Source organism: Clostridium saccharoperbutylacetonicum N1-4(HMT), assembly GCF_000340885.1.
Lineage (GTDB): Bacteria > Bacillota > Clostridia > Clostridiales > Clostridiaceae > Clostridium > Clostridium saccharoperbutylacetonicum.
The window spans coordinates 975,326-1,002,045 of record NC_020291.1 but is presented as its reverse complement, the minus strand read 5'-3'; the positions used below and the strand labels follow the sequence as shown (position 1 = coordinate 1,002,045).

The following is a 26,720-nucleotide window of genomic DNA, read 5'->3' as shown; positions in this document are numbered from 1 at the left end:
GTTATCTTAATAACTGAGCATTTTTATTTATTATTTTTTTACCATCAAAGTATTAATAAGAAGAAATTCCATTTCCATAGTTTTGTCTATTCCTGTGGATTTCAATTTTGTTTCCGTGTTAACACATAATTTAACCAATTCAGCCAATTGTCTTTCGCTAAACCTACTAGTTTGACTAATTAATTTTTCACATACAAACTGCGGAAGCCTATATTCTGCCACAAAATCATCAACTCTTTTGCCTTTAGCTAATTTCAGCTTAATTTCATATAATCTTAGAAAATGTTTTTGAATTGAGCTAATTATGAGCATATGTTGATCGGATTTATACAAAATTTCCTTCATAATATCTATAGCTTTATCAATTTTTTTAATAGCTATTAATTCTACTAGATCAAAAACATCATCTTCACTAGAAGAAGCCATAAGCAAATCAATATCTGCCTTTTTTATTTCTCTATCATTACAATAATTTATAAGTTTATCAGCTTCTCTTTTTATAATATCAAAGTTATTCTGCACCTTTTCACAAAAATATGCCAATTCCACTCTTCCAATTTGCTTTCCTTTTTCTTTAAATACACCTTCTACTTTTTTTATATACTTATCTTTCTTAAGTTTATCAAAGTGAACAACATGCAAAAACTTTCCTAAAGTAGCTAGTTTTTTATTCTTATTTGGTCTATCTCTTTTATCATTTAATAAATAATACATTATCAAAATTGTATATGGAGGTAAATCAGACACATAATTTTTAATTTCATTATATATTTTAGTACCTGAAGAATCACTTTTATCTTGCAAAAAATTCGCTCTATAAATAATAACTACTTTCTTATCCCCCATAAAAGGCATTGTTTCACAGGCATTCATAATTTCATCATAATTTGTATTCATACCATCTATTCGAATTAAATTAAGTTCCTTAAATTCTTCTGGCACTTCTTTTTTTACTATTAAATCTATTCCATCTTTAATAAACTCTTCATCTAATCCACAAAATACATATCCATTTTTAATATTTCCTTTTAAAATTTCTTGTTCATAAACATCATAGTTAATCAAATTAATTTTCCTCTCCTGCAACAATTCCTAATTTATATATATTATAATTAACAATATTCAACGCTCAATTATAACTAGAATTACTATAAATTTTTGAAATTGGCAATGAATAATTATTTTTGCAATATATATAGATATCCAAATTAATAATCAAACTTATAAATGGAATATACATGTATCATTGAGAAATTATAATCGTAACACTACATTAGAAATTAGATACATATTTGTGCAAGCGGCATATGAAATTAAGCTGTGATGGTTATTAGTGGAAGGTTGTTCCATTTTCTGCTTGTCATAAATTTACTTTAGGAACATGCAGAAATGGGTGCAACCTTCCACTTAGAACCCATCCAGCGAAAATTTCATTAGTCCGCTGTAATAAATATGTGTTTAATTTCGGTTAGTTCCGCATATGTCTAATTCTTGCTTTGGATATCTATATATTAAAGTATATTTAATAATAACTCAATGTGCTTTAAATTACACTTCCATTGATTATAAATATTTCATTTATAACTCCATCTTTAAAATTAATTATATCATATTCTTTTAATTCCTTTTCACCATTTGACATTTTTAATAGATACTTTTTATTAAATGTTTCCAATACATAATTATTTCCTTGTGCTTTTATATTACCTATTCCACTTATAACTATTTTTCCTTCTTTTCTATAAGCTTTTGTTGCAAAGGTAATTTTCAAGAGTCTTTTCATATCAACCTGACTCTTATTAACCATAAGTAATCTTTCCCACTTATAAGAAACCAAAAGAGCTCCTTCTTTATAGTATTTAATATTAGGAATAGGGCTATAAATTTGAATTAATGCTGTAAAAATACATAGAAAAGGAAGATAAATAAATTTTCTATAACCTTTTTTAACAAAATAGAAACTCATTAATGAAGCTAAGTACACAAAAACTATATTTTCATTTCCATAAACTGTTGGTAATGAAATTATACTTATAATATCTACTAACCAATCAAATATCTCTATGATAATAAGATTTAAATAGCTGCAGAAATCAAATAACTTTGGAAATATATATACCAGAGGCAATATGTTTCCTGTAATAACCATAAGGTCAACTACAGGAACTAATATCAAATTACCAACAATAAAATTTGCTGAGAAATCTTTAAATATTAAAATTAAATATGGCAATGAAAAAACTTGAGCACTTAAAGTTAAACTCAAAGATGTTCTCAATTTGTTATGCAATTTATATAATAAATCATTAATTTTCTTATTAAACATAACTATGCCCAAAGTAGCTAGATAAGATAAATGAAGAGAAATATTAAAAATACTAAAAGGTTGATATAAAATTAAAATTGTAGCCGAAAAACATAATGCAGAAATGGAACTGTTATTTCTTTTTAAAATCTTCCCCCCCTCAACACATGCAAGCATTACAAAGGCTCTTAAGCAAGAATAATTACTCCCTGTAAATATAACGTAAAGCATAGTTCCTAATATTCCAAACTTACATCCCATAAAAATTCTTAAAAATCCATATACTATAACTACATGCAATCCCGAAACACTTATACTATGAATAATTCCTAAAGTCTTCATATCATCTTTATCTTCAAAATCCAAATTATCAGAATAACCAAAAGCAATTGATGATATTAACCCTGCTTTTCTTTTCCCTAAATTATCTTCTAGTCTTACATATATTTTTCTCTTAAAATCATAAAGTTTAGTGATGAAATCTCCATTAGTTTTATCCATTCTTTCAGGCTTAACTATTCCAACAATCCCATTAATTTTATCTTGCACCTTCTCAAGCTTACCCGTAATATTGTATATTTCTCCAATGTTACAATCTTTTTTATTAGTTTCTATTGTAATATTTTTTCCTCCATAATTCCCCACAATATTATATTGACTCTTTTGAATTATTCTTACTTCTCCTGTTACATTAATTTGAACTTTGTAATAGGAATAATTCAAAAAAAATCCCAAAATAAAAAAAGCAATCATAAAACCTGTAAATTCAATACCACAATAATATAATATGGATATAAAAAAGAAGGCTACAATAAAAATTGTAAGCCCTCTAAATTCTTCAAATATTCCATAAGAAATACAACTAATCGCTAAAGATAAAAAAATATATATTATTGGATTTCCTACTTCAGCTATTTTTTTAGAAAGCATCAACTCACCTCATTAATGAGTTTTGCCACTTTCTAGCTAAAATTTCAAAAATAATCAAAAATATTATTGATACTGATAATTCAATTACAATTATATATCTAGGTATAATATTATTAATCAAAATAACACCAGCTATACCAATAATAATTATTAGCAATGCAATCATTGCCATAGTTAATTCCTTTGAAAATCTTCTAATAGAAACACTACTATTAAATAATGTATACAATAAAATTTCCATTGATATTATTGTTAATGGTACAATTGTTGCCTCTTTACCATCAACTTTATAAATTGATACCATGTTAATTATGCTAAATATTAAAGCTCTAATTATCACTTCATTTTTCCCAATTTCACGTCCATTTTTCAATAATATTATTAATGACAATGGTATAAGCAATAATCCATTTATAATTATTACGTTCCAAAAATCTAGACATTCTGTTTGTCCAATAATGAGAGTACCTAGTAAAACTAAAAGTTCTGTTAATATTGTCATTGAATATATTTTAAAGCCTCTATCTATATTTCTATCAAAAACTCTTGAGAAATATCTTATCTTAAAAAATCCATCAATATAATTTTTTTGAATAAAAACATCTGAAACTTTTTTAACTATTGTAGAAGCTTTTCCTTTTCCTATTCCAACATTTGATAAATTAAGTGCTGGTAAATCCCCTAATGTCTCACCTGTTGTTGCAACTTTATGTCCATCTTTTATAAACAAAGAAACTATTTTAGATTTAATTTCTGGATTTACTCTACAAAATACTCTTACCCTGCAAAGTAAATCTTTAAGTTCTTGGTGATTAAGAGAATCTAATTCTATTCCTGCTACTACCTGATTAGTATTTCTTATAATATTAGCCTTTTTTGCATTAGTTATAGCACTTAATTTGCTTTCTTCAGTAAATAGAATTGGTACTATAGCCTTATCTTTAATACGATTTATACTATGTTCAATATCATCTTCAAGGGGATTTTCTAAACCTATGATACCCACAAAAACCATGTTACTTTCTATATTCTCAGATTTGGATGGTTCATAAGTAAAATTCCTATATGCAAAACCTTGTGTTATTAATCCTTCTATGGATAAATTCATATCCATTTCTTTTACACTATTCTTATATTCTTCAGTAAGTTCCTTTTCAACACCTTCTATCATAATATGAGTACATTGATCTAAAACGGCATCAACATTGCCTCTTGTATTGGCTCTATATCTCCTTTGAAACTTACTTACAACAGTCAAAAATCTCTTATCTGAATCCATTGGAATTTCTAGAATTTTTGAATTTGCACTTTCTACAGATCCCTTAAAAATATTCCTCTTTGCTGCAAATTCTATAAAAGCTAATTCGTCTAAATCTCCCTTTGCAGCCTCTTCACTAATATTATAAACTGCATTATTACATAAAAGAGAAATTTCGATTATTCTATCAAAAGTTATTTCCTTAATATAAGGGTCATTACTTGCGATTATATCATTATTAATATACATTTTTTTTACAATCATTTCCCTTTTGGTTATAGCTCCAACTTTATCCAAAAATAAAATATTTACATCCTTCACTAAATTGAATACTGAAAAATTGATTATTTCAATATCATCATCTAAAAAGTTTTTAATCACTCTATTGAACACTAATTTTGCAATTATTGTAATTGGAAAGCATGCAAGTAAAAACAATGCTGTTGCAAAATAATTCTTTTGCGTCTCTTGACCAGTAAAAACTAAATATGATCCAATAATTATGATTCCTACAAAATAAGCTATTAAATATTTTTCTAAAGTACTATATATCATTGCTCCAAAATTATGTTTTCTATTGCTTGCATAGGTAAGCATTGCTAGCATTCTTCCTAGTTGAGTAGAATTTCCAATAGATATTACTATACCTGTCCCACTACCTGATTTTATTGCAGATCCTTTAAATAATATATTCTTCATATCTGTTAGTGAATATATGCTTCCTATTATTTTATTTTCAAACTTTTCCTTATAAAAGGCTTCTCCAGTTATATTTTTTTCATCAACCTTTAATTCAGTTGCACTTATTATTCTTATATCCGCTGGAATAACAGAATCTTTGCTAAACTTAACTATGTCCCCCATTACCAATTCTTCTGATCTAATAGTTTTTTGAACACCATCCCTTATAACAGTTGTCTGTGCAAAATTTAATCTTTCTAGTGTCCCAATTTCTCTGTCTCTTTTAATAGTATGCCTAATTGTTAATGTTAAATTGACAATTAATATTAAGGCTGATATTCCACCATACAAAAAACTTTTAAGCACAAATAAAAGTATTACAATTATTATAAATATAATTGCTGATTTTTCTTTTAATGCATTAAATATATGTCTATAGATTTTATTTCCACTTGGTAAATCAATTTTATTTGTTCCATATTTTGCTCTTAATGCTCCACAATCATTTTCACTAATTCCTTGTTTTGCATCACTATTTAGCAATTCAACAATTTGATTCCAAGAATTTATGCAGTATTTTTCCAAGATAACCCCACCATTCTTAATCACTTCATTATTTACAACTTAATAATATACCATATTTTACACATTACATAAACTTCTAATATAATTATACGAGGTAATGTCGTAAAAGGCAAAATTTTAATATTAATTAAATTTTCGTCATCTTTAAATTTTAATTTATACTACTACATAAAAATTATTTTTTAGTTTTTGGATTAAAAATAAGTGCCATTAAATATCCAAAGAATATAGATGCTGTAATTCCTGCTGCTGCGCCTTTAATTCCTCCAGTAAAAGCTCCTATTAATCCATTTTCTTTTACTTCTTTTATCGCAGACTTAGCCAATGCATTTCCAAAACTAGGTAATGGAACTGTAGCGCCTGCTCCGCCAATCTCAATTAACTTATCATACCATCCAAATGAGCCTACTATTGCTCCTAGTACAACAAAAACTACTAAAATTCTTCCTGGTGTCAATTTAGTAACGTCTATTAATATCTGACCTATGACACAAATAAGTCCTCCAACAATAAATGCACTTATGTAATTCATTTGTATTTTCCATCCTTTCCATAAACCTATTTCTATTTCATCTCAATAGCAACTGCATGAGCTATTCCTGGAATTGTTTCTCCTTGAAGAGAAGATGTTGTACTCATAAGCGCACCAGTTGAAACTAATAATATTTTTTTTATTTCTTTCTTCATAAGCCTCTTATATAAGTATCCTGAAAATACAACTGCCGAACATCCACATCCACTTCCACCTGATAAGGTATTTTGTTTTTCATTATCAAATATTATTTCTCCACAGTCAATGTGCTGCTTCCTAATATCATATCCTAATTCTTCTATTAATTTATTAGCTAATTCCTTTCCAATAACCCCCAAATCACCTGTTGCTATAATATCATAATAGCTTGGAGTTCTTCCTGTATCCTTAAAATGACTTACAATTGTATCAACAGCTGCTGGTGCCATGGCAGCTCCCATGTTATTAGCATCTTTTTGCCCAAAATCCTTAACTTTACCAGTAGTAACATGAGTTATTTCTGGAAACTCCCCTTCATGTCCAAGAATTACAGCTCCTGAACCTGTTACTGTCCACTGTGATGATTGCTGTCTTTGAGATCCATACTCAAGTGGAAATCTAAATTGTCTTTCTGCAGAACTAAAATGAGAAGATGTGGTAGCTACCACATAATTAGCAAACCCTCCATCCATAATAATTGATGCTAAGCTCAAAGATTCAGACATAGTCGAGCATGCTCCATATAATCCAAAGAATGGAATACTAAACTCTCTAGCTGCAAAACTTGATGAAATTATTTGATTTAATAAATCTCCAGAAAATAAATAATCTATATCAGTTTCCTTAAGTTTTGCTATCTTTAAAGTCTCGCTTATAGCAGTAAACATCATTTGACTTTCAGCTTTTTCAAAGCTTTCCTTGCCTAAAGTATCATCATTTAAGATTTCGTCAAAATACTCTCTTAGCGGCCCTTGACCTTCTTTAGGTCCCACTATTGAATATGTTGCAATTATTTTGGGCGGATTAGCCAATTTTACAGTTTGACTACCTACTTTTTTATTAAGCATCTGCATATTTTTCACTCCCGTTAAACCAAATATTTATAACTTACTCTTTACATCAACATACCTATATAATAAATTATTCCTATTATTACTGAAGCACTAATTCCATATACTAAAACAGGGCCAGCAATTGTAAACATCTTTGCTGCAACACCAAATATAAATCCTTCTTTTTTAAATTCTATAGCAGGCGAAACCACTGCATTTGAAAATCCAGTTATAGGAACAACAGTCCCAGCTCCACCAAATTGCGCTAGCTTAGTATATATTCCAGTTCCAGTTAAAAGTGCACCTAAAAAAATCATTATAATTGGAACAATATTCATAACTTCTTCTTGTGAAAATCCTAGCTTGATTGAAACATTCAAAATAAATTGGCCAATATCACAAATTAAACCTCCAACAAAAAATGCTTTTAGGCAATCTTGAAATATTTTAGATTTTGGAATAGCTTCATTAGCCATCTTATTATATATTTTCTTCAAATGTTCTTCTTGTCTGTTTGAAGTAATGTTCAAGATAATCACACTCCTTTTAACTTGTATATCTATCATTTGCAAAACACTAAAATTTAATCGTGTTATTTTTTGGCATAAAAAAAATATATATTTGTACAACTTATTAATAAAATTGAACAAAATATATATTTCTCTGTCTATAGCCACCCTTTAGTAATCTTATTCCTCTAATTTTCTTCTCATTTCCAATAAAACTTTTTTTTCAATTCTAGATACTTGGACTTGACTTATTCCTAACATTTTAGCTACTTGAACCTGCGTTTTATCCTTAAAATATCGTAACATTATTATTTGTCTTGCTTTAGTGTCTAATCCACTCAGGGCTTCTTTAAGAGCAATCTTTTCAATAAGACTATCATCATCAACACCTGTTTCACTTAATTTATCAATTAGAAGCACAGGCGCTCCATCATCTTGATGTATTGTATCATATAAATATTGCAAGTTGTTAGAAGATTCTATTGCAAATAAAACCTCTTCCTTATCAACATTTGTATATTCAGCTAACTCTTCTATTGTTGGTGATCTTTTAAGCTTTTTAGTCAAAATTTCTTTATGGAAATGTATTTTTCTTGCTAAACTTTTAACATTGCGGCTTACTTTTATTATTCCATCATCTCTTAAAAATCTTTTAATTTCTCCCATAATCATTGGGACTGCATAAGTTGAAAATTTAACATTATAAGATAAATCAAAATTATTAATAGCTTTAACTAAGCCAATAGATCCTATCTGAAATATATCTTCATAGTCGTATCCCCTATTCAAGAACTTTTTGCTTATAGACGCTACTAAGGGTAAATTCATTTCTATTAATTTATTCATAGCATCAGCATCACCATTTTTTGCTAAAGCTAATAATTTTGGATTCCTATCATAGTTATAACCTTCTTGTTTTAAATCCTCTTTTTCCATATTATTTCACCTAACTTACCACGTTGAATTTCTTCTTAATTACCACCTTTGTCCCATTGCCCTTCTCACTTTCTACTTCCAGATAATCCATAAATGTTTCCATCACAGTAAAGCCCATACCTGATCTTTCTAAATCTGGTCTTGATGTATACAATGGTTCCATTGCCTGATTTATATCGTCAATGCCTATTCCTTTGTCACTAATTACTATAGTAATTTCATTTTCATTAATTTCTGCTTCAATTCTTACAATTCCATCTTCTCTACTTTCATATCCATGTATTATAGAATTAGTAACCGCTTCTGATACTGCAGTTTTTACATCATTTATTTCATCAATTGTTGGATCTAATTGTGCAACAAAAGCTGCAACAGCAACTCTTGCGAAACCTTCATTTTGAGATTTACTTACAAATTCTATACTCATTTTATTGTCAGACATGATAACCCCTCCATCTAAATGCACCTTACTGCTTCATCTACAGTATCATAATTTTTAATTATTTTATATAAACCTGCTAATTCAAAAATTCTGCTTACATTTTTATTAGGCATTGCTATACAAAGCATTCCTCCCTTATTTGATAACTTCTTATATCTACCAAGAACAGCACCAATACCTGAACTATCCATAAAGGTAACTCTAGAAAAATCCAAAACTGCCTTTTTGATATTATCTCTATCTATTCTATCATCAACTCTAACCCTAACTTCCTCTGCACTATTATGATCAAGCTCTCCACAAAGGGTAATTATCAAAATATTTCCTTTTTTACAAAATTCCAAATTCATAGTAATTAAGAATATCCTAAAACATTAACTTATACTTAAAACTTTTAAGATATCCCGATTTCACCTCCTTCTCTATTTTCACGCCATCCTTTTACCATATTTTAACATAACATTTCATCCACCGTCAAATCTTTTATTCTATTTTTTTCCATTAATACATAATTATAATAATAATATTTTCTTTTTTATAGATATCAAATTTAAGAATCAAACTTATAAATGGAATATACATGCATCATTGAGAAGTTATAATCATAACACTACACTAGAATTAGATACATTTTTCTGGAAGCAAGCTTGAAATAAGTTATGAGTTATGAGTTACATATGAAATTTCTTTAAAGATTTCGAAAATGTATAATTTAAGAAAAGCTATTAGCTTTTCTTCCTCAACTGATAACTGTTAGTTGTTAACTGTAAACTGATTTAAGTCCGCTGGAATAAATATGTGTTTAATTTAGGTAAGTTCTGCATATGTCTAATTCTTGCCTTGGATATCTATATAAAACAAAGAAGATATTTTTTTGAAATTAAATAAATAATTATCTTCAAAAACATCTTCTTTTTTACTTTGAAATTTATATATGATTTAATTTTTATAAATTTTATTTTTTCTTTTTGACAGGTTTATATTTTAAAATTTCATTTTCTATTTCTTTATAAAATCCCTTTATAGATTCTCCTTCATCAAGTATCAAGGTTTCAATAGCATCTTCTAAAGTTTCCATAGTGTAAATATGAAATTTTTTCTTTTTAACATCTTCTTCAACTTCACTTCTTAATATCAATTCATCTACATTTGTGCTTGGAATTAAAACTCCTTTGTCATCAATCATATCTATAGTGCCACAAACTCTATGAAACCCCTCAATTTTTTCATTTACGCCACCAATAGCTTGTATCTCTCCTAATTGATTTATAGATCCTGTTACTGCAATATTCTGTCTTACTCCTCTTCTACTCAATGCTGATAAGATACAAATTATTTCTGCTACAGAAGCACTATCCCCTTCAATCAAGCCATAGGTTTGTTCAAAACTTAATTGAAGGTCTACTGGTAATTTTTCATATGGACTTATTAAATTACTTAGCAAACCACCAAGTATACTAATTGATTTTTCATGAATATTTCCACTCATCTTGCATTCCTTATGAATGTCTATTATCCTACCATCTCCAACATGTGTTAAGCATGTTATTCTCATTGGTTTTCCAAAACTATAAAATCCATTCCCAACTACAGCAAGTCCATTAACAATTCCTATTTCTTTTCCCCTTGTAGTAATTAGTATCTTTTTATTTTTATAATTTTCCATAATATCTTCTAAAATTTTTTCATCTTCATAGGCAACACTTATTACATCTTGCTTTTCAATTCTATTTCTCTCTTCAGCTTTTGAATTATTATTAGCTAAATACAATAATTTATTTATATAATAATCATCTATAGATATTTTGTTTCTCTGACCTGAAACTCTCGATAAAAATTTAATTATTTCCTCAAGTGCTTCTTCAGATACATCTAATAAATTGTCTTTTTTTACTTTTTCTTTTACCATATTGCAGATAAAATTTCTATTCATACTGTTATATTTTAATTCTATTTCTGATTCTATTCTTATTGGGAAAATTTGCTTAAAATCTTCATCATTATCATATAATATTTGAAAACTTTCATAATCACCTATTAATATTACTTTTAAATTTATCGGAATTGGCTCTGGCTTTAATCCTGCAATAGAAATGACTTCAAGGTAGCTCCTTGTATAATTATAGCTTACTTTTCCATGAATTAATGCTTTTTTTAAATAATAATAACTTAATCCACTGCTAATTAAAGAACTCATTCTTAGCATTAAGCAGCCTTCATTTGCCTTTAATAAACTTCCTGCACTTATTAACGAAATATCTGTACTATATCCTCCATTGCTATTTCTATATTCGATATTCCCAATTAAATTTCCAATGGTAGGATCCTCCTCATATATTACATTTGGATGAAAACTATTAGAATTATCTACTAGTACATTAATATTATATTTTGAAAATATCTCCTTGAGCTCTTCTTCATCCTCTTCTAAATTAATTGTATAACTTTCAACTATTCTTTCCTCAATATCATCATACATTTGAAGCAAATATTTGTAGACATCATCTTGGGAAATAAACTGAAGTAATAAATCATCTTTATATTTCTGCATATTCTTCTTAATGTAATCTCTATAGATATTTTTAAGTTTTTCAATTGATTTTATTTCTATATCCTTCAAGGCTTCTAATATAATCTCTGCTTCTTTTTTTAACTTTGATGCTTCTTTCTCAATATTTTCTTGAGTAACATTTTCTAATTGTTCATACTCATTTTCAGTTATTTCCTTTCCCTCATCTTTTAAAGGAATAAAGACAAAGCCACCGCTAGTTGCCTTAACTTCAAAATTTTTCTTCTTGGCTGAATCCATAAGTTTAGTTATATAATTACTTCTCTTTTCACTTATATCCTCAATTATACCTTCCTTCTCATCATCTGAAGAACTGCTATAAAATTCTAATATACACTCAAAATATTTTTCTTTTATTTCTCCAATCATATCTTTTAACAAGCTACCCTTACCATTTGGTAAAAATAGAGGAATAGGATTGATATTCTCTTGAGATGTTGCATAGCAAATATCTTTAGGTGGAGGAAGTTTTTCATACACACTTTTAACATACTCAACTAACTCATTTAATCTTTCCTTAGAAAATGAATCAACATAATATATATTGTATCCTTCTTTTTGAATGCTTAAACTCTTTTCTATCTTATTTAAAGTTGCAGTAAATTCAGGTATTTTACTAATATTACTTTTTCTAGCCTTTTCCGCATTAGACGTGCAAAAAATAATTTCATTTGGAGTTAATTCTCTTTTCATTTCTTATCCTACTTTAAAAATTATTACCTTTCCAAGTCATTTTTTCAAAGTAGACTCCTCCCTAAATTGATAGTATATAATATTAATATTCTTTAAATACTAAAATAGATATATATTTTTTACATTTCGTTTAACATCCAAATGAAAAAATTAAGTATTCCTGCATATATCAGCCAAATTAAATATGGTATCAGTAATATTGAGGCTTTTCCAGCCTTATCATAAAACCTTTTTATTGTTAATATCACAAATAAAATTAGTATCATTAATTCTAAAAATGCTAATCCATAAAGCTTAAAACCAAAGAAAATTATTGTCCATAGAAAATTAAGCAACAATTGAATTGCATAAACAAATATTGCCGAACTAACATCAATATTTTCATATTTCAATATCCATACCTTATATGCTGCTATTCCCATTAATATATATAGTACTGTCCAAACAATTGGAAATATTATTGCTGGTGGAGCAAAAGGCGGTTTTATCAAATTTTCATAGATTAAACTCATATTAGGAACTAGTTTTTGGGCTCCAAACCCCATCAATAACGGTATTGCTATAGATATAATCAATGGAATAAATTTAATTTTTCTTTGTTTCTTAGTATTTGCTCCCATAACACACCTCAAATTTCAAACAATTTATAGATTCATATAATTAATTTATTATATGTTAATTTCTTAAAATCTATGTATTTATTTGTAATTAGTGGAATAAAGCAACTCCCAAAAATTTTTCCACTATCTTGAATCTAAAGAAATAGGTCTGTTATCTCCTAAAAGACAATTAAACAAAAACAGCTCCTCTGTATTCTAGAAAACTCTAAAATACAGAAAAGCTTATAATCCTAAATAACGCAATTTTAATGACGCATTATTCCACTCATATTTAATTTTTCCATTGTCTTATTGGTTAATTTGTTAATCGTTCCTTTAGACACCATTCCAAGTATTAATGCCACAACTGCATAAATACACAACATAGCTATATCCTTAAATAATATTGGATATATAATACCCGCCATTATCTGCCTCATTCCACTTATAGCATAAGTAAATGGTAAATATGGGTATATTTTTTGAAATATAACTGGTGTAACCTCAATAGGAAAATTACCACTGGCACCTGCCATCTGCAATACCAATAAAACTACCATTATGGCTTTTCCAACTGCTTCTAATAAAGTAGCTGCAGTATAAATAATAATAATAAATATTATACTTACAAATATACAGTAAAAAACCGTCATTACCGGATGCACTGAATGACTCTTTAATATTAGCAATGCTCCTAAACTTGCAATAATAGCCTGACATATACCAACTGTTAAAAACATTAATAATTTTCCTAAATACATTTCATAAGGTTTAATTATTGTACCATCTTCAAAATCTGGTGAGTTTAATGCTAATAGCGCTGATCCTAGCAATCCACCAACCCATAAACAAAGAATTGTATAAAATGGGGTTGCTGCTGTACCATAATTGGTCCATGGAAATAATCTATTATCTTGTATTTCAACTGGACTAGCTACAAAATCACTTTGATTTTCCCAATTGCTTGTCATCATATCTAACAGTTCATCAATACTATCATCTTCATCTTTTTCTCTAACTTTATTAGCTAACTCATGAATTTTATCTCTAGCTTCTGGAAATTTATTTTTCAGTGTATTTAACTCTTCCTTAGATAATTGGGTTGCATCTTGTGATACATTAATTAAATTTTCAACTTCTGGTAGTGTCTTTATTCCTTCTTCAACAATGTCAGAACTATTATTTAAAATATCTCTTGTTGAGTTAAATGCTTTTTCTACTCCTGGTTCTATTTCCGAACTATATCTATCAGTAATATCTGCAACTAAGGTATGTACCTCATCTACAACCTTTATAGTATCCTTAAGGGTTTGAGTATCTAAACCTTTATCATCAATTTTATTAAGTTGTTCATCTGATTTATCAATTACAATCTGTAGCTTATCTTCAATAATTTCTAATTTTTCAACAGCATCAGAAATCACTCCACTCATATCCCTCAAATTATCCTGCATATTTCTTAATGCATCTGCCTGCTTATCCAATTGCTGTTTTAATGCATTAACCTTATCAGAATTTACTGTCGTATCACCAAAGGATGGTATTTGTATTTGTAATTTGCCTAGTTCATTAATAAATTTTTTTATACTTCTGAGCTTTGATACAGTATCATTAAGGGTTTCTTTCGTTGCTTTCGCTGAATCACGAACGTTTAACAATGTTTTTTTTGCCATTTCTGGTAATATATTTTGATCTAAATTTTTAAGTTCAACACTTGAATTATCAAGAACTTTTTCAGATTTAACTAAATCTTGTTTTATTATTGGTGAAATATCTGATAATTCTCCTTGTGTATCATCTAATGTTGTTTTACTATTATTTAAAAAATCTTGTGATAAATCAAGAGTATTTGATATTGTTGGAATCATATCATTTGTCTTATTCAAAACATCTGATAACTGGCCTGTCCCATCTGTAGCAGTATCTAAAATTGATTCAAGCTTATCCATATTATCGTCTAATTCATATATGTTATCTACAATTTTTCTAAGCTTTGATCTATTGTCTTGAATGTCTACTCCTCTTTCATTACATACTCTAAAAAGTATTCCAGAAACAGTTTTTATTACATTTTCATCTACTTGATTTTTTACACTTTTTATTCCCGAATCAGTCATCTTAGGTGCAACTGCGTTCTTCTTTTCATTAACAGTATATATTAGTTTTGGTTTTTGAATATTTTTTTCAACTAATGTAGTTGTATCTTTAGAAAAATCTTCTGGAATTTCAATTGTTGCATAATATTTCTCCAACAATAAACCCTGCTCTGCACTTTCTTTATCAGTAAAAACCCATCCTAATTTATCATTGTCTTTAAGTTTATCAACCAATTCTTGTCCTAAGTTTACATTTTGCTCCTTAAAAACTGTTCCTTTATCCTCATTAATAACAGCAATCTTAATACCGCCTGTATTTGCATATGGATCCCAAGAAGCTTTAATATTTATTAATGAGTACATAGATGGAATAATTATAATTACTATTATCATAAGTCGTGCAACCCAATTAGTACGTATTTTATTAATATCCCTTTTATAAATCTTAAATATATTCTTCATAATTAATTCCTCTAACATTTACAATATAAATTAATTTAACCATTCATCAAATAACTTTCCTTAAGCATTTTAACAATATTTATTCTTTTAGCATTAATTTTTTCTTTAAATAAGATTCCCATAACAACTGACGCTATCATAAATACACACAGTATAGCAGTATCCTTAATTAATATTGAATAAATTATTCCTGCATTTATCTGCCTAACAGCACTTATTGCATAAGTGAAAGGAAGATATGGAAATAATTCTTGAAATCCAATTGGATTAACTTCTATTGGGAAATTACCATTGGTACCTGCCACTTGTAGTACTAATAATACTACTCCAATTACAATACCACCATAGCCAAACAAACTTACTGCAGTATATATTATACAGTTAAATACAATACTTATAAATATGCAATATAATACAAACATTACAGGATGAACAGCATAAGAATGTAATAATAATAATGCACCTAAACTTGCCACAATTGCTTGTCCTATTCCAATAAATAAGAACAAGGTCAATCGTCCAAAATATTTTTCATAGTTCTTTAATTTTTTACCTTCCTCCACTGGCTCTGCTTCTGTTCCAATTAATACTGATAGTATATATCCTCCAATCCAAAGACATAAAACTGTATAAAATGGTGTAACTGTAGAACCATAATTAGGCCATGGAAACAATCTGTTATCTTGAATTTCTACTGGACTAGCAAGAAAATCACTTTGCGTATCCCAATTATTTGTTATCATATCTAACAATTCATCAATATCTTGCTTATTATCAATTCTTTTTAATTTTTCTGCTAATTCATGGACATTATCTTGAATGTCTGGGAATTTTTCTTTTAGTTTTTTTAATTCTTCATTAGATGAATCAGATGCATTTTTAAAGGTATTTAACATAGCTTGAACATCTGGTAATACATTCTTTCCTTGAGCTGATAGATTCAAACCATTGTCTAAAATCTCTCTCATTGAATCAAACCCCTTATTAATTGTTGGCATGATTTCGGAATCATATTTATCAGTAATATCTGAAACTAATTTATGTGAATCATCTAATACCTCTATAGTATCGGAAAGATTTTTTGTATCTATAGGGTTTTTCCCATTATTTAATTTATTTAAATCATCATTAATTCTATTAGTAAGTTTATCAAGGTTATCATCAACAGTATTCAATCTATCTTGAATATTAGATATAGTGCTGCTTTCCTTTTTCAATGCACTCTTTGCATTATCTAATGCCTCTGCCTGCTTATCAAGAGTGTTTTGAATATTTTTCATTTCAGGTGAACTCTGTTGAAGTGCAGGATCTATTGTAACTTTAGAAATTTGAATTTTAGTAAGATGATTTATAGCTCTTTTAATGTCACTTAATTTAGCTCTTGCCTCATCAACACTTGCTTTTGTGGCTTTTACAGAATCTGCAGCCTGTAATAAAGCTTTTTTTTCAACTTCTGGCAATACTTTTTGATCAATATTCTTAAGTTCGACACTTGCAGTATCAAGAGTATTTTCAGATTTAACTAAATCTTCTTTAATTTTGGGTGATTCTTTTTCTAAATCCTTTTGTGTTTCATTTAAATAATTTTGAGTATAATTTAAAAATTCAGAAGTTCCATCAATTGTATCTGCTACTGTTGGTATAAGCTGATTAGTTGTACTAACTAAGTCTGATGCACTTATTGTTCCATCTATAGCTTGATCTAACATTTGTCCAAGTTCTGGCATATTATCATCTAATTTATAAACTGAATCCATTATATTTCTAAGTTGATATCTATTATTTTCTATATCCACTCCAATTTCATCTAATAACCTAAACATAATTCCAGAAATACTCTTTGCAATGTTCTGATCTAATTGAGTTTTTACAGAACTTACACCAGCATCTGTTATCTTGGAAGCTATAACATTTTTCTTTTCATTTACTGTATAAATTAATTTAGGCTTTATAACATCCTTTTTTACTAATGTTGTAACATCTTTAGAGAAGTCTTCTGGTATTTCAATAGTTGCATAGTATTTTTCATTAAGTAAGCCTTCTTGTGCAGTTTCCTTGTCTACAAATACCCACCCTAATTTGTCATTATCCTTAAGCTTATCAACTAAATCATTACCCAGATTTATATCATGCTCCTTATATACGGTTCCTTTATCCTCATTAACAATTGCAACTTGTATCCCACTAGTATTCGCATATGGGTCCCATGACGCCTCAATGTTTACTAATGAGTATAAAGACGGTAGTATCATCAAAACAATTACCACAACAGTTGCTATCCAGTTTGTAAATATATTTTTTATATCTCTCACAAAAATTTTCACTATATTCTTCATGCTTTATCCCCTATTAAAAATCATTTATGTTTTTTAATTTATGTATAACTAATATCATTTTACTAAATAGATTATAGCACAAAAATGACCATGAGTCATTTTTTAAATAATAATTTTTTGTAAATTTAATTTTAATCTTCAATTCCAATATACAAATACTATTATACTATATGTTCTTTATAATTATAAAAAATTCTAAAATCTAATCATCTATAGATCATATATTAATAGCAAAATTCTTTATCAAGTAATTTAACACCTAGGATTTTAAACATAAAAAGGAACTTAAGATTTCTCTCAAGTCCCTATACTCTCTTATCTAAGCAATAAAATAAACTATAATTAATAATCAAGTTAATTCGGAATTTACAAATATAATTCAATTATAACATATATTGTAACCTTTATATTATTCTTGTTTAATATTGATATTCCAATTTTTTAAAGAAATCCACCTTTGGTTCAAGAAATTTAAATTTATGATTCTCACCATCTTTAAAATAGGAAGTAATCGGATCAAATATCTTATCCCAGTTCCATAACTCATCATCTACATTTAAGTAATCTTTAAACATTTCAGAACCTTCTGGAGCTATTGGATGAATTAGTATTGCTATAACTTTGCAAGCATAAAAACAATCCGCAATTATTTTTCTTTTCAATTCCTCATTTTTAATATTACTAGCCCAGTGCTTATTTACATCTCTTATATAATCATCAAGAACATATGCTATTCTATGAAAATCTTGATTATACATATGTCTCTCATATTCCAATACTGTTTTTTCTGTTAACTCTTTAATTTTTTCGCTTACTTCTTCTTTTGGAATATTTTCATTTAAGCTTTGTAAAGTATAAAAGCATGAACGTATCAACCTATTAAATACATTAGTTAAAAGGTTTCCTTCTTTTAGCACTGGATCTGCTCCTGACTTTTCTTCTCCCTTCATATAAACTTGTGGTTTAAATCCAACACTTTTTGAAGATAGCCCCAAACTCATGAAATGCATACGCAATTGATCCTTTGTATAAAATTCCAACAATTCATCTGCCATTGGTGGCTTGATTTCTGAGCTGCTGCTTGCTTTTTTATCCATAAACAAAATATGTTTATTAGATACAATATGTGGTAATTTTACTTTGGTTATATCTACATTATCACCTTTAGCTGTCTTAAGACCAATTAAAATTGCCATCTCAGCAATTGAATAAAAATAGATATTATCTTCTCCAATAAATTGATATACCATTGAGTCTTCATCTTCCCACCAATTATGCCATTCTTCAGGATTTTTTCCTATTGACTCTAAATATGTCTTTATAAAAGAGATTGGTGCCCATAAAGATTCTGGCCATACCCAAAAAGTTAAATTTTTCAATTCTTCTTTATCTGGTACTTTTACTCCCCATTCAATATTTCCTGATAATCTGAATGGAACTAAAGTCTTTCCACTAGTATAATTAATACTTAAATCATCTAATATTTCTTTAGCTTTATCTCTGTCTTCTAATTTTTCAAAAACAAAAGTTATTGAAGATTTTTTTTCTTCATCTATAGTCTCATGCTTTGGAAATTTAGCTTCTAATTCATTTATATCGTCTATATATTTTCTTGGCACATAAATTAGTGGTTTCTTTAAAAATTCATCTATCGCATTAATTTCATATTTTCTTCTATTAGAATTCTTCTTTAAAAATTCATTAAGTTCCTTCATTATATCCATAGAATCCTCTAAGGTGAAATACCAGTTATCAACGTTTTTTAATATAGGCTTATTTCCAGATAAGGTGCTAATAGGATTAATTAGTTCTGATGCCATATATTGATGACCTAATGAACATTCTTCTGCATATGCTTTGTCTGAATTACATCCCGCAATTGGGCACTTCCCAACTACTTGTCTTCCATTAAGAAATGTTTTTTTCTCTTCATCGTAAAATTGTAATGCTGACAACTTCTTTATATAACCATTTTCGAATAATGTATTAAATATTTCTTCTGAAACTTCATTATGAATTTCTCCTGACCTTCCAAGGGCTGAAGCCCCAAAAATATTTAAGCTGACATTATAATCCTCTAAGGTTTTCTTTTGACTTAAATGATTAGCTGTCACATAGTCTTCCATGGTATTTTTATATCCATCTTCCTTTAACTTTCTGTAGCTTTCAAGAATAGGTGAACCATAACAATCTGTACCTGATACAAAGATAACATTTTCCTTTCCAATTCTATCTCTTAAGAATCTTGCAAATATATCCGCATGAATGAACATTCCTCCAACATGGCCAAAATGAAGATTCTTATTTCCATAAGGCATTCCTGCAGTAACTACAGCTTTTTTAGGAAATATTGGTCTTTCGTTTCTTTCTAATCTTTTACTTATCATACATCTCACTCCTGCTTTAGGCACTATCAAATAAATAACAAGTCCTCTTGCTAACCTATTTTCATGTGCCTTAAAATTCAAACTTAATATTTTTTTCGTCAAAAAAGCCCCTGCAGAAAATTTACTTCTACAGGGGCGAAAATTCAATTTCACGTTGCCACCCTTTTTTCTAAAATGTCACCATTTTAGACTCATTAAGTACACCATCTTCCTATAATTCTAGGCAAAATCATACTCTAGTTCTGTAACGTGAACCCACGTCATAGCATCACTTATAATTCATTTCATAAGATCCGTATGCAGCTCCAAGACTTGCTTCATTATGTTTTCATAATTTCCTCACACCAACCGAAAACTCTCTGAATATTCCTTCATAATTACTCTTCTCTTCATAGCCTTTATTTTTTATAATTATATACCTCAAGTATTAGCATGTCAATTATATTGAATAACACTTTTTCTATTACAATAAACACAATCATTTTTACTTACTCTTTTTGAAACTATTACCTTGCAGAAGAATATATTTACTTTATTTTTTTAGATATTTTAATTTTTATAATACTCTTAGTTATTATATATCCAATTAATCCAAACACTAAATAAATCAAAATATATATAGAGGCTGAATCATTCAAATAAACCATCATTAATATGATAAAGTCTAATGTAGAAATACCCAATGCTAATAATACATTAGTATTATTTACAGCACTTATAATTCCTTGCAAAAGAAATAACAAAGGAAATAATAAAATTAACGATAAAATAAAACTCCCTTTAAATTCAATTACATTAAAATTAAGCATATTAGAAAATGAGATTATTGTTATTATAGTCATAAATAATGAAGGGAATATAATTGTAACTACATTTCTATTTTTTATAAAAACTCCACCTTTCCTATTGACCACTTATACCTATAAAACATTAGAAGTAAATACATACATTTTACTTAGATAATATTATTCAAAAGCCCTCTTTAAAATCCTATATACTCCCGCCTGATAGCCCTTCCATTGTTTCACACCTTTCAGCATTCCTAAAGTTTTTCTTATTATGTTACATTGTTAATATCTAATTATCACTAATTTACTTAACTTTCCATATAATTATATTATATACATAATCAGAAGTACTTACTATAATTTATTCCATATTAATTGTTTTACAAACATCACTTCAAACCAGCATGCTACCTAATAAATTGTTATCTTTTTATATTGTTTTATTTAAAACAAGTTTTAACTCCAATTTCTTCTTAATAGAATTTTTTGTAATTTTGGTGAATTATATAATCTAAATAAGTACTATCACCGATTTCACATAAAATTAATGTTCAGGTCTCAAAACCGAAACTTCTTGAAATTTTAGTAAAAATGAATTATTATTATATTGTTGCTTTTATATTTTGCAGGTGTGCTGGAACTGGCAGACAGGCACGTTTGAGGGGCGTGTGTTAAATAACGTACGGGTTCAAGTCCCGTCACCTGCACCAACACCACACCTACACTGTAGGTGATCTAGGAAATAACACACGATTCTTTGGTAAAGATAACCGAATCGTGTGTTATTTTTTTGTAACTACATTAAATAATTTATTTTTGAAAATTAATGAATTTTATTAAAATTAATAACTATTTAAACTACCCCAAGTAAAGTCCACAAAGTTTGGAGCTTACTTGGGCTTTTCTATTTTATAGGCTCTATTAAATTGGCTGATAAATACTATTAATAGTATTAAATTATAGGTAATAATTTAATCATGCTTATAGTTGGATTAACTTCTAAATATTTTTAAAGCTGTCACTATTTTGACAATATAATAAATTATACTGAATACAATATTATATATTATGTACTTAAATGAGGAAGTGAAGTAATGTCATTTTTGCAGTTTAATTTTTGGCTTTTCTTATGTATATTAATTTCTGCATATTATCTATTACCTAAAAAATTTCAGTGGATATGTTTACTGATTGGCAGTTATGTTTTTTATTCATTTGCTGGTTTAAAGACTATTGGATATATACTTTTTACAACACTTAGTGTTTGGATTGGGACAATTCTCATTGATAAAATTAATGAGAAGAAGGAAATTGAGCTAAATGAAAAAAAAGAAGTTCTTACACCTGAAGTTAAGAGAAATATAAGAACTTTAGCAAAGAAAAAACAGAGAATGATTTTTTGGTGTGTATTATTAATTAATTTTGGAATTCTCGGTTTTTTAAAATACTTTAATTTCTTAGCTATAAATCTTACTGATTTGTTCAATTTGGTATCAAAAGGAAAAATTGAACCTATTACATTAGGGTTATTGCTCCCACTTGGTATATCATTTTATACCTTTCAATCCATGGGATATTTGATTGATGTATATAATGGCAAATATAAAGCTGAAAATAATTTTTTTAAATTCGCACTATTTATCTCCTTTTTTCCTCAAATTATACAAGGTCCCATTAATAGATTTGATAAATTAGCAAATCAACTATATGAAACTCATAAATTTGATTTAAAAAAATTTGAATATGGAATGCAGTTAATTTTATGGGGGCTATTTAAAAAAATGATAATTGCTGATAGAGCTGTTTCGGTTGTTAATCAGGTATTTAATCATTATGACCAGTATGGTGGCGGTATTACAATATTAGGAATATTATTTTATTCCTTACAACAGTATGCAGATTTTTCAGGTGGAATTGATGTAGCGATAGGAATTGCAGAATTATTTGGAATTGATATGTCAATAAATTTTAAACGCCCTTATTTCTCAACTTCCTTGTCAGAATTTTGGCGTAGATGGCATATAACTCTAGGCTCATGGATGAGAGATTATATTTTCTATCCTTTAGCACTAACCAAAAGAATGTCCAAATTAGGAAAACTAGCAGGTAAATACCTTGGAAAGAGAATGGGAAAAATCATACCAGTTGCCATTTCTAACCTTGTTGTGTTTTTAGTTGTTGGAATTTGGCATGGACCATATTGGCATTACGTGGCATGGGGATTATATAACGGTATTATAATTGCCTTTAGTGCAATTATAGATCCCTTTTATATATGGTTAAAAAGAATACTAAAAGTAAATACTGAATGCTTCTCATATCATCTATTTAGGATATTAAGAACATTTTTTATTGTAAATTTAGGCTGGTATTTTGATAGAGCAAATAGCTTAGACGCTTCACTTTATATGCTGCATAATACAATAGTGAATTTTAATATTAATCAATTAATGGATGGAACAATCTTTAAACTAGGACTTAAAGAATTTGATTTTCAAGTTTTATTCGTGGCAACTATTGTTCTATTAACAATAAGTATAATGCAAGAAGCTGGTATAAAAATTCGTTCATTTTTATCCGAGCAAAATTTAGTTTTTAGATGGATAGTGCTATATATGTTAATTTTTACCATAATATATTTTGATGCTAGTTCTACAAATTTATTGGGAGGTTTTATGTATGCACAATTCTAAATCAGCATGGTTTAAATTAATTACATTTGTAATAGTATTTATTATGATAAATTATGCTTTAACCTTTGCATTTGTGCCAAAAGGCAATAATACAAGAATGACGATGCGTGAAATGTATTCCAAAAAAGAAAATATAGATGTAGCATTTGTAGGTGCTTCACTATCAGAAAGAGATATTAACCCATACACAATGGACAAAGAACTAGGCTTAAAAACCTTCGATTATGCATTTCCTTCACAAATGTTTGTTGGTACTTACTATTCCTTAAAGGAATTATTTAATTATCAAAAGCCTAAATTAGTCATTTTAACCGCAGAACAGAATAATTTTACATCTAAGGCAGAAAAATCCTTGGTATATCTTTCAACGGCACCATATATGAATTCATTTTTTAATGAAGTACAATATTATTTTGCTTCCTCAGCTCAAGATGGTTCTTATTTAGACAGACTGTTTCCGTGGCGTGGATATCATGTAGACTCTATACAAAATTTAATAAAAAATATTTATGGAAAATTAACTCCGACTTATATCAATTATCCAGAAGCTGGACAAGTAGAAGCTTTAGCAAATAATAAAAGTGGTTATATAGGAAAAGGAGCTGTAAAAGTTAATCCAACTGATTCAAAAGGAACTATTAATTATGATAATGTGAAAGGTTCTCATGACATTAGAAATATAAGTGATATACAAAAAATGGATGTGGACTACTTGAAAAAAATATCTGACTTATGCAAAGCAAATAATTGCGAATTAATCCTCTTGACTACACCTGCTCCTGTATATCAAGTTCTAAGAGTAAAGAATTATTTTGACTTTAATAATGAAATAGCTAAAATTGCCAAGAATTTAAATATTGAATATTATGATTATAATTTAATTAAACCAGAGTTATTTAAATCAAAGGAAGATTACTTTAGTGATGCTGAGCATCTTAACAGCAAGGGAGCTGAAGCTTTTTCTGAGTCTTTGGCAAACTTCTTGAAACTAAGGCAAAATGGCGAAGATATGAATAAATATTTTTATAAGCCTGAAGAATATAATACAGCCGAAAACTATGTTTCAATTACATGGTTCAGTTTTACAAAGAAAGACAGTAAAATAGCATTAACAGCGGATTCTATTCATGGAACTAAGGTAACTCCAGAATATCAATTTGTGTTGACAGACTTACAAAATGGTAAGGAGCAGATAATACGAAATTATGATAAAAGTCCAACGTTTGTTTTTGATTCTACAACATATAAGAAATACAAGATACGTGTAAATGCCAAAACAGCAGGTTCTAATGATAATAATAATGTTCGTTACTATGAAGAAGACATTTCAAAATAATATTTTATAGAATTTGGAGGAAATGATATGGAAAAAAGTATTTTAGCATACTTAGAAAATTCAGAGCAAACATTTCCAAATAAAGTTGCCTTTTCCGATAACCAATATGAACTTACTTATAGTGAATTGGCAGATTCAGCTCGAAGTATTGGAAGCTATTTAATAGAAAAAATCAGTACGCATAAAGCAGTTGTTGTTTATATGGAAAAAAATTCACGAAATATTGCAGTTTTTATGGGAGCGGCATATGGAGGATGCTTTTATGTACCAATTGATTCACAAATGCCAATTGAACGTATTAACATAATCTTAAAAACACTTGAGCCTGCGGCTGTAATTTATGATGATAAAACAGCGAAATTCCTTTCCCTTATGGAAACAGATTGTATAAAAATATCTTATGATGAAATTTGCAAAACTCCTCAAGATAAAGAAAAGCTTGCGATTGTTAGAAGAAAAATGATTGACACTGATCCTTTATATATTCTTTTTACAAGTGGATCAACAGGAATACCAAAAGGAGTTATTGTATGTCATCGTTCCGTAATTGACTACTCTGGTTGGGTAGTTAAAACCTTTGATTTAAATGAAAACACTATATTCGGAAATCAAACGCCATTTTATTTTAGCATGTCTGTATTAGATATATTTGCAACAATTCGAAGTGGTGCAACACTTCATATTATACCTAAACTGCTCTTTTCATTTCCAATAAAATTATTGGAGTTTTTAAATGGAAAAGATATAAACACAATATACTGGGTACCTTCGGCATTAAGCATAGTAGCTAATTTTGGTGCATTAGAGGTCGTAAATCCACAAAATTTGAAGAAAATTTTGTTTGCAGGTGAAACAATGCCTACTAAACAACTTAATATTTGGCGTAAACATGTTCCTGACGCAATTTATGCAAACTTATTTGGACCTACTGAAATTACTGACATTGGAATTTATTATATAGTAGATAGAGAATTTAAAGATGATGAACCTATTCCAATAGGAACCCCATGCGACAATGTAGATGCAGTGATTCTTGATGAGAATGGAAAAGCAGTTGAAGAATATGGCAAGATTGGTGAATTGCTAATTCGTGGTTCTTTTTTATCCTGTGGATATTATAATAACCCAGAAAAAACAAAAGAAGTCTTTATTCAAAATCCATTAAATAATAGTTATCCTGAAAAAGTTTATTGTACAGGTGATTTAGTTTATTTAAATGAAAATGGAGAGATGATATATGTATCACGAAAAGATTTCCAAATTAAGCACATGGGAAACCGAATAGAATTAGGAGAAATAGAAAATGCAATTGGTGCATTAGATGGTGTTGATATGTGTTGTTGTCTATATAATAAGGAAAGTGATCAAATTATTGCTGTATACACAGGAAATTTAGAGTTAAAAAAATTATCTCAGCTTTTAAAGCAAAAGTTACCTTGCTATATGATACCAAATATTTATCACAAGAAGGAAAGCATGCCACTTAATGCGAACGATAAAATTGATCGAGTAAAATTAAAGAATGACTATATAAAATAACCATGCATACATT

At 28.2% G+C, this 26,720-nt stretch carries 18 protein-coding genes, 1 tRNA gene and 1 other annotated feature; of the genes, 5 read left to right on the top strand and 14 right to left on the bottom strand.

Annotated features, from left to right (window positions below; translation table 11 throughout):
* Positions 1-30: 30 nt before the first annotated feature.
* The 14 genes from holA to CSPA_RS04355 form a co-directional block, all read right to left on the bottom strand.
* A complete protein-coding gene (gene holA / locus CSPA_RS04420; protein WP_015391005.1) occupies positions 31-1,065 on the bottom strand; it encodes a DNA polymerase III subunit delta in 1,035 nt (344 codons plus the stop codon).
* 478 nt (positions 1,066-1,543) lie between these two features.
* Entirely contained in the window at positions 1,544-3,235 is a 1,692-nt protein-coding gene (locus CSPA_RS04415) for a ComEC/Rec2 family competence protein (RefSeq protein WP_015391004.1), read from the bottom strand.
* 4 nt (positions 3,236-3,239) lie between these two features.
* The gene (locus tag CSPA_RS04410) at positions 3,240-5,759 is read right to left on the bottom strand and encodes a P-type ATPase actuator domain-containing protein (RefSeq protein ID WP_015391003.1); all 2,520 of its coding nucleotides are present in this window, start codon (positions 5,757-5,759) and stop codon (positions 3,240-3,242) included.
* A 175-nt stretch (positions 5,760-5,934) separates the two neighbouring features.
* Complete coding sequence (spoVAE, locus tag CSPA_RS04405) at positions 5,935-6,291, bottom strand: stage V sporulation protein AE (RefSeq protein WP_015391002.1); 357 nt, start codon at positions 6,289-6,291, stop codon at positions 5,935-5,937.
* A 32-nt stretch (positions 6,292-6,323) separates the two neighbouring features.
* On the bottom strand, positions 6,324-7,343 hold the full coding sequence (gene spoVAD / locus CSPA_RS04400; RefSeq protein WP_015391001.1) for a stage V sporulation protein AD: 1,020 nt from the start codon (positions 7,341-7,343) through the stop codon (positions 6,324-6,326).
* A 41-nt stretch (positions 7,344-7,384) separates the two neighbouring features.
* Complete coding sequence (gene spoVAC / locus CSPA_RS04395; protein WP_390624475.1) at positions 7,385-7,798, bottom strand: stage V sporulation protein AC; 414 nt, start codon at positions 7,796-7,798, stop codon at positions 7,385-7,387.
* Positions 7,799-8,011: 213 nt separating this feature from the next.
* The gene (sigF, locus tag CSPA_RS04390) at positions 8,012-8,767 is read right to left on the bottom strand and encodes an RNA polymerase sporulation sigma factor SigF (protein WP_015390999.1); all 756 of its coding nucleotides are present in this window, start codon (positions 8,765-8,767) and stop codon (positions 8,012-8,014) included.
* Positions 8,768-8,777: 10 nt separating this feature from the next.
* Positions 8,778-9,209 carry an anti-sigma F factor gene (spoIIAB, locus tag CSPA_RS04385; RefSeq protein WP_015390998.1) on the bottom strand — a complete coding sequence of 144 codons (432 nt, stop codon included), beginning with the start codon at positions 9,207-9,209 and terminating at the stop codon, positions 8,778-8,780.
* Positions 9,210-9,223: 14 nt separating this feature from the next.
* Positions 9,224-9,559, bottom strand: a complete 336-nt coding sequence (gene spoIIAA / locus CSPA_RS04380) for an anti-sigma F factor antagonist (protein ID WP_015390997.1) — start codon at positions 9,557-9,559, stop codon at positions 9,224-9,226.
* Positions 9,560-10,164: 605 nt separating this feature from the next.
* Complete coding sequence (locus CSPA_RS04375) at positions 10,165-12,471, bottom strand: AAA family ATPase (RefSeq protein ID WP_015390996.1); 2,307 nt, start codon at positions 12,469-12,471, stop codon at positions 10,165-10,167.
* A 119-nt stretch (positions 12,472-12,590) separates the two neighbouring features.
* Positions 12,591-13,091: a TspO/MBR family protein gene (locus CSPA_RS04370; RefSeq protein ID WP_015390995.1), complete on the bottom strand. Its 501-nt coding sequence runs from the start codon at positions 13,089-13,091 to the stop codon at positions 12,591-12,593.
* Between the two features lie 245 nt (positions 13,092-13,336).
* Positions 13,337-15,628: a YhgE/Pip domain-containing protein gene (locus tag CSPA_RS04365; RefSeq protein WP_015390994.1), complete on the bottom strand. Its 2,292-nt coding sequence runs from the start codon at positions 15,626-15,628 to the stop codon at positions 13,337-13,339.
* 35 nt (positions 15,629-15,663) lie between these two features.
* Complete coding sequence (locus tag CSPA_RS04360) at positions 15,664-17,964, bottom strand: YhgE/Pip domain-containing protein (RefSeq protein ID WP_015390993.1); 2,301 nt, start codon at positions 17,962-17,964, stop codon at positions 15,664-15,666.
* 419 nt (positions 17,965-18,383) lie between these two features.
* Positions 18,384-20,351 (bottom strand): class I tRNA ligase family protein, encoded by a 1,968-nt coding sequence (locus tag CSPA_RS04355; RefSeq protein WP_026106447.1) that lies wholly within the window; start codon positions 20,349-20,351, stop codon positions 18,384-18,386.
* 128 nt (positions 20,352-20,479) lie between these two features.
* Positions 20,480-20,753 (bottom strand) — a binding site (T-box leader).
* Positions 20,754-21,005: 252 nt separating this feature from the next.
* Here CSPA_RS04355 and CSPA_RS29680 point away from each other — a divergent pair.
* The 5 genes from CSPA_RS29680 to CSPA_RS04330 all read left to right on the top strand — a co-directional run bounded on the left by CSPA_RS29680 (position 21,006) and on the right by CSPA_RS04330 (position 26,707).
* On the top strand, positions 21,006-21,314 hold the full coding sequence (locus CSPA_RS29680; RefSeq protein ID WP_158399829.1) for a hypothetical protein: 309 nt from the start codon (positions 21,006-21,008) through the stop codon (positions 21,312-21,314).
* A 450-nt stretch (positions 21,315-21,764) separates the two neighbouring features.
* Positions 21,765-21,849, top strand: a tRNA-Leu gene (locus tag CSPA_RS04345).
* Between the two features lie 384 nt (positions 21,850-22,233).
* A complete protein-coding gene (locus CSPA_RS04340) occupies positions 22,234-23,832 on the top strand; it encodes an MBOAT family O-acyltransferase (RefSeq protein WP_015390990.1) in 1,599 nt (532 codons plus the stop codon).
* The gene (locus CSPA_RS04335; RefSeq protein WP_015390989.1) at positions 23,819-25,168 is read left to right on the top strand and encodes a hypothetical protein; all 1,350 of its coding nucleotides are present in this window, start codon (positions 23,819-23,821) and stop codon (positions 25,166-25,168) included. The genes CSPA_RS04340 and CSPA_RS04335 overlap by 14 nt, the downstream gene beginning before the upstream one ends.
* 27 nt (positions 25,169-25,195) lie before the next feature.
* Positions 25,196-26,707, top strand: coding sequence for an amino acid adenylation domain-containing protein (locus CSPA_RS04330; RefSeq protein ID WP_015390988.1), 1,512 nt, complete (start codon positions 25,196-25,198; stop codon positions 26,705-26,707).
* The last annotated feature ends 13 nt before the right edge of the window (positions 26,708-26,720 follow it).